The organism is Kineosphaera limosa NBRC 100340 (assembly GCF_000298215.1).
Classification (GTDB): domain Bacteria; phylum Actinomycetota; class Actinomycetes; order Actinomycetales; family Dermatophilaceae; genus Kineosphaera; species Kineosphaera limosa.
In genome coordinates, this window is the sequence record NZ_BAHD01000119.1 from 1 (window position 1) to 8,045 (window position 8,045).

The following is an 8,045-nucleotide window of genomic DNA, read 5'->3' on the forward strand; positions in this document are numbered from 1 at the left end:
CGTCGAGCGCCGCCTCCACGCCCGGCCACAGCCGGGCGGCCACGGCCGCGTCGCCGCGCGCGCACCAGTGGTGCCAGGCCCCGACGGCCAGGTAGGCGCACATGTTGGTCTCGGCGGCGGGGTCGACGACCCGCACCTGTCCGTCGGGGCGCACGTGCCACTCGCGGGGCCAGGTGCCGTCGGGGCGCTGCTGGGCGAGCAGCCAGTCGTAGGCACGTAGGGCCTGCTCGTCGCGGCCCGCGGCGAGCAGCGCCATCGCGCACTCGACGTGGTCCCAGGCGTCGACCTTGCCCGCGGTGTCACCGACGGTGTCCCACGCGATCGCGCCGGTCGCCGCCTGAGCGGAGGCGATGTGCTGGGCCGTCGCCGCCAGCTGTGCCCGCGTCGGCAGCGACGCGAGCGCCCTCACCCGGCCTCCGGTTTGCGGGCGTACAGCACGAGCGACTTGCCGAGCACCGGGTCGAGGGCCTTCTCGGCGGTGCGGGTCAGGCGGGGTGCCTGCATGAGGTCCCAGACGAGCATCCGGTGATAGGCCTTGACGGCCGGATTCTCGTCGTTGTCGACGCCCACCGCGCACTTGAGCCACCAGAACGGGGCGTGCAGCGCGTGCGCGTAGCCGTGGCCGTAGACGTCGAGACCGGCCTGGGTGAGCTGGCCGGCGAGCTGGTCGCGACGGTAGATGCGCACGTGCCCGCCCTCGACCTCGTGGTAGGCGTCCGACAGCACCCAGCAGATGCGCTCGGGCCACGCGCGCGGCACGGTGACGGCGACCGTGCCGCCAGGGCGCAGCACGCGGGCCGCCTCGGCGATCGCGCGCCGGTCGTTCGGCACGTGCTCGAGGATCTCGGCGACGACGAGCCGATCGAAGTGCCCGTCGGGGAACGGCAGCTCGAGCGCGTCACCGCGGACGGTGTGTGCGCCGCCCGGTTCGCCCTGCCCTTCGAGGGCCATCGCGGCGAACATCTCCTCGACCGCCGCAAGGTCGTTGCCGTTCTGGTCGAACGCGACGGCGTGGGCGCCGCGGCGGTACGCCTCGAAGGAGTGCCGCCCCTGCCCGCAGCCCAGGTCCAGCACGCGCTCACCGGCGCGCAGCCCGAGCCGGTCGAAATCAACGGTGAGCACGCAGGGGCTTCCTCTCGTCGCGGGCGGGTTGGTCGGCCGGCCGGCCGGAGTCCGTGGGACCAGGGCCGTTGGGATGTTGCGCCATCGCCCGGCGGTAGGCAGCGACGGTGGCTCGGGCAACGGCGGGCCAGGAGTAGCGGGCCAGCGCCCGTTGCCGCCCGGCGGTGCCCATGGCGGCGCGGCGGGCAGGGTCGGCGAGCAGGGCCACGAGGGCGGCGCGCAGGGCCTCGACGTCGCCGGGCGGCACGAGCTGCGCGCATGAACCGTCGTCGCCGAGCACCTCCGGCAGCGCGCCGGCGCGGCTGGCGACGATCGCGGTGCCGCACGCCATCATCTCGACCGCGGGCAGCGAAAACCCTTCGTACCGCGAGGGCACGCACGCCACCTGCGCCGACGCGAGCAGCGCGGCCAACTCGGCGTCGGCGAGCCCGGAGACGAAGCGCACCCGCTCCCCCACCCCCAGCTCGGCGATGAGCCGCCGGGTCGTCTCGCCGGGAGTGGCGACGAGCACGACCTCCTGGACCTGGGGGGCGAGGGCGACCGCCCGCAGTAACGTGTCGATGCCCTTGAGTGGAGTGTCCGCGCTGGCCATCGCGACAACGCGGCCCTCGACCCGCGGGCCGGGGTGCGCCTGCGGGGTGAAGACGTCGGTCTCGACGCCGAGCGGCACGACGGTCAGGGCCGCCGGGTCGACCCCGAAGTCGATGGCGATATCGCGAGCCGAGCTGCGCGAGACCGTCAGCACGTGCTGCAGCTGCCGGGCGACGCGGGCCTGCATCCGCACGAAGCCGTACCAGCGCCGCAGCGTCAGGCGACGCCACCCTCGGGCGGCGGCTAGGTCGGTGCGCCGGTCCTGGCTGATGGGGTGGTGGATCGTCGTGACCAGCGGCCAGTCGCGTTGGATGCGCAGCATGCCGTCGCCGAGGGTCTGGTTGTCGTGCACGACGTCGAACTCCGCTCCGGCGTCGGCCGCGGCTCGCAGGGCCCGGGCGGCGCGGAGGCTGAAGGTGCGGGGCTCGGGAAAGCCGGCGGTGAGCATCGTGGCGACTTCGAGCACGTCGATCGCGTCGCGGTACTCGCGCGGCCGCGGCAGCCGGAACGGATCAGGCTCGCGGTACAGGTCGAGGCTGGGCACGGGCCGCAGGGTGACCCCGGCGTCGAGCCGGTCGAGCACCGGATACGGCTGGCCGGAGAACACGGTGACCTCGTGCCCGAGCGCGGCGAGCTCGCGGGACAGGTGCCGCACGTAGACGCCCTGCCCGCCGCAGTGCGGCTTGCTGCGATACGACAGGAGGGCGATGCGCAGGCGCGGGACGTCGAGGGTCGTCTCGGCGTCCATTGCCACCTCCGGCGCGGGTCTGCGGTGGCGATCCGTCGTCGGACGTTGCGCCAGTTCACTGGCACAAGTATCCGATACGGCAAGCGCGACCCGCGCACCGGCCGAGGTCAGGCGGAGAGGGCGTTGTTGCGCAGGTCGGCCAACAGGGTGCGGGCGACGTCGCGGGCGTCCTCGAAGTCGTAGGGGTCCTCGTCGAGGCCGCGCCAGTCGGCGACGACGGAGATCTCGGCGGCGAGCCACTCGATGTCGACCCAGCCGCCGCGGGCGACGTCGAGGCCGGACAGGCTCTGGCGGCTCAGGCCGTAGCAGAACGCGTTGACCATCGACTCCGAGCGGTGGGCCAGCAGGTCGTGGGGGTAGGAGTTGCGCTGGATCTGGCTCCAGCGGTCGCGGACGGCCTGCGCGGCACGCCCGGCGCTCCAGCTTTGCGGCATGGCGACGGTCTCGGCGATCGTGCGGGCGGTGGCCCCGATGGTGGTCTCGGGGACTGCGGTGAGGGTGGGCATGATCGGTCCTCTCGGGTGATCGGTTTGCTGTTGGCTGGGGCGGCGCGCGGAGAGGCACGGGCTGCTCACCCGTTTCTCCTGCGACCGCGATCCCCATCGATCCGCGCCGACCTGCGGCGCTCCCCGTGGCGTCGTGCGACACCGGTGGTCATCCGCGGCGTTTCCGCGAATGACCCATCCCCCTCATGATCGGGCATGGCCGCGGCGATCCAAGCGCCGCGCCGTGTGATCTGGCGGATATTCCCGCAACGTTTACCTGCGACCTCCCGGAGGTAGCCAGGGGAAACATGCGCCTAACTTGCGGAAACGCGCGGAAACGGGCGCCCACCCCTTCCGTGAGGCTTCTCACAAATCCCACGCAATCAAAAGCCAACAAACGCCGACGCGCCGGCCCGAGACGGACCGGCGCGTCGTGTGCTGCCCCTGTACCGGGGCGAGGTCGGATCAGAAGCCGCCGAACATCGTGCCCAGGATGAGCACGACGATGAGGGCCAGGACCGGGATGGCCACGGCGACCACACCGATGTCCTTGTAGGACTGTTTGTGCGTCAGGCCGCAGATGGCCAGCAGCGTGATGACGGCGCCGTTGTGCGGCAGGGCGTCGAACCCACCGGAGGAGATCGCGGTGACTCGGTGCATGAGCTCGAGGCTGATGCCCTGCATCTCGGCCTGCTGGCGGAAGGTCTCGCCGAGCGTCTGCAGCGCGATGGACATACCGCCGGAGGCCGAACCGGTGATACCGGCGAGCACGTTGACCGCCACGGCAAGGTTGACCAGCGGGTTGCCCGAGATGCCGAGCACGGCGTCGCGGATCATCGTGAACGCCGGCAGCGACGCGATGACCGCGCCGTAACCGACCTCGGAGGCCGTGTTGAAGATCGGCAGCAGCGAGCCCATCGTGCCCTGGTTGATCGACTTCTTGGCGTCGGCCAGGCGGTTCCAGTTGAGCCCGATGCACAGCAGGATCGAGAGCACGAGCGCGATGATGATGGCCCAGATGCCGCCGACGGTCGACAGGTCGGTGCTGCCGTAGGCCTCGTCCGCCAGGTAGTCGGTGTTCATCCGCGGGAAGATGACGCGCACGAGCAGCAGGTTGGCGACGATGACGACCAGGATCGGCGCGATGGCGACGGTGAACGGGGCGCGTACCAGGGTCTTGGTGGTCCCCTCGCCCTCGCTCTGGTCGGCGTCGGTCGAGCCCGCGGCACCTTGGATGGGCGTGCCACCCTTACCGGCCTTCATGAGCGGGCCGTTGTCGTAGCCCTCGCCCGCGGCGGTCGCCCGCCGGTGGACCCAGGTCAGCCAGGCCATGCCGCCGACGAACATGATGAGCGCGGCGATGGTGCCGAGCACCGGCGCAGCGAACGCGTTGGTGCCGAAGAACGGGTTGGGGATGGCGTTCTGGATCGCCGGGGTGCCCGGCAGCGCGGTCATCGTGAAGGTGAACGAGCCGAGGGCGATGGCGCCCGGGATGAGCCGCTTCGGCACATCGGCCTCACGGAACAGCGCGGCGGCGATCGGGAAGACGGCGAACGCGACGACGAACAGCGAGACGCCGCCGTAGGTCAGGATCGCGCACGAGAGCACGATGGCCAGGATCGCGCGCTGCGCGCCGAGCTTGCCGACGATGGCGTGCGCGATGGCGCGTGCCGAGCCGGAGTCGTCCATGATCTTGCCGAAGATGGCGCCGAGCATGAACAGCGGGAAGTAGGTGATGACGTACTTGCCGAGGGCCGGCATGAACACCTGGGTGTATGTAGCCAGCAGGGGTCCGGCGGCGAACAGCGTTGCGAACAGCGCGCATAGGGGCGCGAGCACAAGCACATTGACGCCGCGATAGGCGAAGAAGATGAGCAACGCCAGCGACAAGATGACGCCGATGAGCCCGAGCATGCACTCTCTCCTTAGGACGTGAACAGGGATCCGCACCGGTGGGCGCGGCACATCGGCCCACCGCAGGTGGGCCGTGGGCAACCGTAGGGGGCCAACTTGCGCAAGACCAGCGCATCCGGGTTTGCCGTGGCCCAACCGTGACCAGCGTGAGCGGGGTGCGATGGTTCTCTCAGGGGTACAAGAGGAGGCGATCATGCGGTTTGCGGCGCGGATGAGCGGGGTGCAGCCCTCGGCGATCCGGGAATTGCTGCGCCTGGGGGACGACCCGACGATCACCTCGTTCGGCGGCGGCTACCCCGACCCGGCGACATTTCCGGTGACGCCGCTGGCGGCCGCCTACGAGGAGGTGCTCGCGACCTCCGGACGCACCGCCTTGCAGTACACGGCGACGGTCGGCCTGCCGCGGCTGCGCGAGCAGGTGGCGGCGCGGTTGAGCGCCGACGGGAGCCCGACCGGCGCCGACGACATCCTCATCCTGCAGGGCGCCCAGCAGGGCCTGGACTTCGTCGCGAAGCTGCTCATCGACCCGGGTGACCTCATCATCACGGCGAACCCCACGTTTCTCGGGGCCCTCATCGCGTTCAACCCCTACCAGCCGACGTACCTGGGCATCGACGGCGACGAGCACGGCCTCGACACCGAGGCATTGGAGGCGGTGCTGCTCGGCGGCACCCACCCGCGCTTCGTCTACGTCGTGCCCGATTTCGCGAACCCGACCGGTACGACGATGAGCCTGCCGCGCCGCCAGCACCTGCTGGCCCTGGCGCAGGAGTTCGACTTCCTCGTGTTGGAGGACACCCCGTATCGGGCGCTGCGGTTCGAGGGGCGCGACGTGCCGACGCTGCGCTCGCTCGACACCGCCGGGCGGGTGATTCACCTGGGCAGCTTCAGCAAGATCCTCGCGCCGGGCCTGCGGCTGGGCTGGGCCGCCGCCTCCCCCGAGCTGCTCGAACCGCTCGGGCTGCTCAAGCTGGCGGCCGACACGCAGACCGCGACGCTGAGCATGAGCGTCACCGCGCACCTCCTCCAAGAGTTCGACCTCGAGGCACACATCGAGACGATCCGGCACGGCTACGGCCGCAAACGCGACCTCATGGTCAAGACAATGCGCGACGCGTTTCCCACCTCGGTGCAGGTCAGCGAGCCCGAAGGCGGCCTGTTCACGTGGGTCACCTTTCCGCGAGGTTTCGACGCGGCCGACTTCATGGCCCGCGTCGCTTTACCGCAGGCGAAGGTCGCCTACGTACCCGGCGCCACCTTCTTCCCGGTGCACCAGGAGGCGAACCACGCCCGGTTCAGCTACTCCGGCGTCGCCGACGAACAGATGGTCGACGCGGTGACCCGCCTCGGCGAGCTGCTGCGCGCGGAGCTGGGCGGATAGGAGGGGGTCGAGCGCGCCGGGTGACCGCCTGCGTAGAACCGCCGCCTGTTGCACCTACCGTGGAGGGGCCCGGCCTCGCGCGGGCAGCACTGCAGGTGGGGGTCTGCGCAGCACGTGGAAAGGAATGTGCCATGAAGGCGCACGACGCCGTCACGCCGACCGACATCGAGCACGCGGTCGGGGTCGATGACTACTTGTTCTCGACGACCGACCGTCAGGGCGTCATCGAGGAGGCCAACTCGGTCTTCGTGCGGCTCTCGCGGTATCCGCACGAGCAGCTGCTCGGCGCGCCGCACAACATCGTCCGGCACCCCGAGATGCCCGGCGGCGCCTTCAAGCTGGTCTGGGAGCAGCTGGAGGCCGGTCGCCCGGCGTGCGCGTACGTGCGCAATATGGCCGCCGATGGTGGCACCTATTGGGTCTTCGCCACGCTGCTGCCGGTCGGCGACAAGTACCTTTCGGTGCGGATGAAGCCGCTGGTCAGCGAGCTGCTGGAGGGGGCCGCGAAGCTGTACCAACAGGTGCGGCCCGTCGAGCTGGGCGCCCGGGAGCACGACGGGGCGTCGCGGGACGAGGCCGCCGCGCAGGGGCTGCAGCGGTTGGCCGCGGGGCTGGCGCCCTTGGGCATCACGAGCGCCGACGACCTGGCCCTGCTGTGCCTGCCGGCCGAGGTCAGTGCGCACGAACAGCAGGGGCACGGATTGCCGTGGCGGCCGGAGGCGACCGGACCGTTGGCCGAACTGCTGACCGTCATGCACGCCGTCGACGAGCGCACGGGTGACCTCGTGGCCCAGCTCGCGGAGTACGACGCGCTGGTCAGCGCTCTCGAGGCGTCCAGCGCCGACGCGGGGCCGGCGACCGATCGACTGAACCGGCTGATCCTGGCGGCCCGCGCCGGGGCCGAAGTCGGTGAGGTGCCGGAGCTGCTGCCGGAGTTCACGGCGCGCATGAGCGGGCACGCCGGCGCAGCCGCCCAGCAACTCGCGGTGCTGCGCGACACTCTGCGGGAGTTGGCGCGCGACGTGCGCTGGCTGCGGATGCGGATCGCGCTGCTGCGCCTGCACAACCGGATGGTCGGCACGTTCTGCGCCGAACTCATCGACGACACCTCGACCCTCGACGCGGTCGCCTCGCTGCGCATCCTGTGCCAGGCCTTGCGGGAGGGGGCCGCCGAACTGGACACGTCGATGGCTGCGGTGCGGGTCGCGATGACGCGGGTGCCCGAGCTCGTGCAGTCCGCGGTGCGCGATGCCGACCGCACCCTGCGCCTGGCGACCAAGTGGCGAGCCGAGGCCGCGACCGCTTCCGAGCACGTCACGACGATGCTGGAGCCGCACCTGTCGCTGCTGCTCAGCCAGTCGGCGAACGGCTTCGACGAGCTGCGCCGCTTCTACGAGACGGCCGCCCGCTGCTCCCTGCTGCCCGACACCTACGACGCTCACGCCCTACGCGAGCAGATCGAACGCATGCAGGGCGTGCTCGCCTCGATGAGCCAGCCGGAGCCGGTCGGGTAGGGCTGCCTGGGCGCGCCGTGGGGATTGGCCGGGGTTGGCCGGGGTTGGCCGGGGCTGGCCGGCGTTGGCCGGGGCTGCCAGGGGTTGGCCTCCCTGGCTACCCGTTGGTGACGGTGAGGCGGTCGCTGCTCAGCTTCTTGCGTTCGGGCGGCTGAGCTGCGGCGGGGGCTTCGCCCCCTACCCGGAGCGTCGACCGGTCCATCGCCCCTGTCGTCGAGCCTCTCGCCGTCGCGGTGGCAGCCGTCGGCGCCTCTGTGGGAGTTGGCGAGATGTCGTTGCGGCGTGGTTGG

6 protein-coding genes and 2 pseudogenes are annotated in these 8,045 nt (G+C 71.2%); 2 read left to right on the plus strand and 6 right to left on the minus strand.

The window, feature by feature from the left end; genetic code table 11:
* The 5 genes and pseudogenes from KILIM_RS21085 to KILIM_RS21105 form a co-directional block, all read right to left on the minus strand.
* Positions 1-409 (minus strand): annotated as a pseudogene (locus KILIM_RS21085) (prenyltransferase); the annotation flags it as partial.
* Positions 406-1,122 (minus strand): class I SAM-dependent methyltransferase, encoded by a 717-nt coding sequence (locus KILIM_RS21090; protein WP_006594792.1) that lies wholly within the window; start codon positions 1,120-1,122, stop codon positions 406-408. The gene KILIM_RS21090 and the pseudogene KILIM_RS21085, both read right to left, overlap by 4 nt.
* Complete coding sequence (locus tag KILIM_RS21095) at positions 1,109-2,461, minus strand: glycosyltransferase family 4 protein (RefSeq protein ID WP_006594793.1); 1,353 nt, start codon at positions 2,459-2,461, stop codon at positions 1,109-1,111. Before KILIM_RS21095 ends, KILIM_RS21090 begins: the two co-directional genes overlap by 14 nt.
* Positions 2,462-2,568: 107 nt before the next feature.
* Complete coding sequence (locus tag KILIM_RS21100) at positions 2,569-2,967, minus strand: hypothetical protein (protein WP_006594794.1); 399 nt, start codon at positions 2,965-2,967, stop codon at positions 2,569-2,571.
* 444 nt (positions 2,968-3,411) lie between these two features.
* A complete protein-coding gene (locus KILIM_RS21105) occupies positions 3,412-4,860 on the minus strand; it encodes a GntP family permease (protein ID WP_006594795.1) in 1,449 nt (482 codons plus the stop codon).
* Positions 4,861-5,053: 193 nt separating this feature from the next.
* On the opposite strand from KILIM_RS21105, the gene KILIM_RS21110 reads away from it, so the two are divergent.
* Together KILIM_RS21110 and KILIM_RS21115 are read left to right on the plus strand one after the other, a co-directional pair.
* A complete protein-coding gene (locus tag KILIM_RS21110; protein ID WP_006594796.1) occupies positions 5,054-6,241 on the plus strand; it encodes an aminotransferase-like domain-containing protein in 1,188 nt (395 codons plus the stop codon).
* 131 nt (positions 6,242-6,372) lie between these two features.
* Complete coding sequence (locus tag KILIM_RS21115) at positions 6,373-7,755, plus strand: PAS domain-containing protein (RefSeq protein WP_051988924.1); 1,383 nt, start codon at positions 6,373-6,375, stop codon at positions 7,753-7,755.
* A gap of 97 nt (positions 7,756-7,852) precedes the next feature.
* On the opposite strand, the pseudogene KILIM_RS24775 reads toward KILIM_RS21115, so the two are convergent.
* A pseudogene (locus KILIM_RS24775) lies at positions 7,853-8,045 on the minus strand (HNH endonuclease signature motif containing protein); the annotation flags it as partial.

Bases quoted from the DNA above. Each gene is read 5' to 3' on its own strand.
- KILIM_RS21095 (WP_006594793.1), bottom strand. From the start codon at position 2,461: ATGGACGCCGAGACGACCCTCGACGTCCCGCGCCTGCGCATCGCCCTC.
- KILIM_RS21100 (WP_006594794.1), bottom strand. From the start codon at position 2,967: ATGCCCACCCTCACCGCAGTCCCCGAGACCACCATCGGGGCCACCGCC.
- KILIM_RS21105 (WP_006594795.1), bottom strand. From the start codon at position 4,860: ATGCTCGGGCTCATCGGCGTCATCTTGTCGCTGGCGTTGCTCATCTTC.
- KILIM_RS21110 (WP_006594796.1), top strand. From the start codon at position 5,054: ATGCGGTTTGCGGCGCGGATGAGCGGGGTGCAGCCCTCGGCGATCCGG.
- KILIM_RS21115 (WP_051988924.1), top strand. From the start codon at position 6,373: ATGAAGGCGCACGACGCCGTCACGCCGACCGACATCGAGCACGCGGTC.